We start from the raw sequence: 1,560 nt of genomic DNA, 5'->3' as shown, positions 1-1,560 counted from the left end.
GTACAGGCGCAGCGTCGGTGCAATCGATACGGCCAGGCCGATCAGAATCGGCAGCGTGGAATAGCGCAGCAGGTTCTCCGCAAAATTCTCGCCCCAGCCCTGCACCGGGAACAGGCCCGCCTTGTAGGCCAGTCCGTACTGGAACACGATGATGTAGACCAGGATGGAAATCGACATGCCCACCGTGCACGCTACCATCACCGCGCGATCGGTCAGCGAGCCGCGCACGAACGCGATGGCCAGCGCCAGCGCAATGCCGAAGAAGGTTTCTAGGATGGTCATCGGCACCAGCACGGTCAGCGATGGACCGAGGCGCGTGGTGATGATGTGCGATACCGTCTCGCCCGTGGCCCAGCTCTGGCCGAAGTCGAAGGTCACGATCTGCTTGAGGAAGATTCCCAGCTGCACGTAGTAAGGCTGGTCCACGCCCAGCTGCTTGCGGATATTGGCGATGCTCTCCGCGTTGGACATCTTGCCCGCCAAAATATACGCCGGGTCGCCGCCCACCCAGTTAAACAGTACAAAGACCAGCAGCACTACGCCCAGCACGGTCGGCAGCATTTGCCACAAGCGTCGCAACACATACGCGAACATCATTTTCCTTCAATATCAATGTAAGCCCATTCCTGATGCAGAATGGGATGCTTCTTGTAGCCCAGTATCGTCTTCTGGGCCAGCATATTGCGGAAGCGYGCATACCCCATGCRCCCCCCGCCCTGCACTTCGATGATGCGCGCCATCTTGCGGTACAGCGCATCACGTTCCGGCCCAGCCGGCATGGACTGGCTCTTCACATACAGCTTGTCGTATTCGGGGTCCTGGAAGCAGCCGCTATTGTTCTGATGGATGTAGGGACCGTAGAACAGCTGCATGAAGTTGTCGCCGTCCGGATAATCAGCGATCCACTGGAAGTTGCGGGTCTGGAGCTTGCATTCCTTTTCCGCCTTCAGCAGATCCGCCAGGGTACTGCGGTCGTTTTCCATGCGGATGCTGAGACGGTTGTATGTCTTGCGCCAGACTTCCGCCTGCAACACGCCGTTCGCCTCATTGCGCGAGGCGTAGTGAATCACCAGCGGCTTGCCATCCGGCTGCATGCGCCAGCCATCGGCGCCTTTCTTGTAGCCGAATTTATCCAGCAGCTTGTTGGCCAGCGCGGGATCGTATTGCAGCATGCTCCTGAAATTCGGATCGTGGCCAACCACGCCCGGCGGCACGGGGAAATCGAGGCGCTGCGCCTGGCCATTCCACACCAGGGCGATCTCTTCGTCCACGTCGTGCGCCATGGCGATGGCGCGGCGCAAGGCGATGCGTGCCTTGCTGCGGCCGCCCAGCACCGGGTCCTGCATATTCCAATAGTAGAAAGTGAGTTCGGGATCGAGCTGGCGCGACAGTTGAACGCCCTGCTCCTTCAACTCGGGACGCAGCTCGCCATTCATCAGGGCCTTCGGCGCCAGCGGACCGTCCAGCCAGAACAGATCCGTTTCGCCGCTGGTGAAGGACAACCAGCGCGACTGGTCTTCCAGCATGATGGAAATCTCGATGCGGCCGATCTGCGGGATC

General features: G+C 60.0%; 2 protein-coding genes. Both read right to left on the bottom strand.

The genetic code is table 11. The features are described from left to right. A partial coding sequence (locus AB4Z11_RS31235; protein ID WP_442029998.1) for an ABC transporter permease occupies positions 1–594 on the bottom strand: 594 nt, incomplete at its 3' end. After that, a partial coding sequence (locus AB4Z11_RS31230) for an ABC transporter substrate-binding protein (protein WP_442029996.1) occupies positions 594–1,560 on the bottom strand: 967 nt, incomplete at its 5' end. The genes AB4Z11_RS31230 and AB4Z11_RS31235, both read right to left, overlap by 1 nt.

The sequence above is a fragment of the Pseudoduganella sp. RAF53_2 genome, assembly GCF_052113985.1.
Taxonomy (GTDB): Bacteria; Pseudomonadota; Gammaproteobacteria; order Burkholderiales; family Burkholderiaceae_D; genus Rugamonas.
The sequence above is the reverse complement of the archived record's forward strand: the minus strand, read 5'-3'. Positions and strand labels throughout refer to the sequence as shown.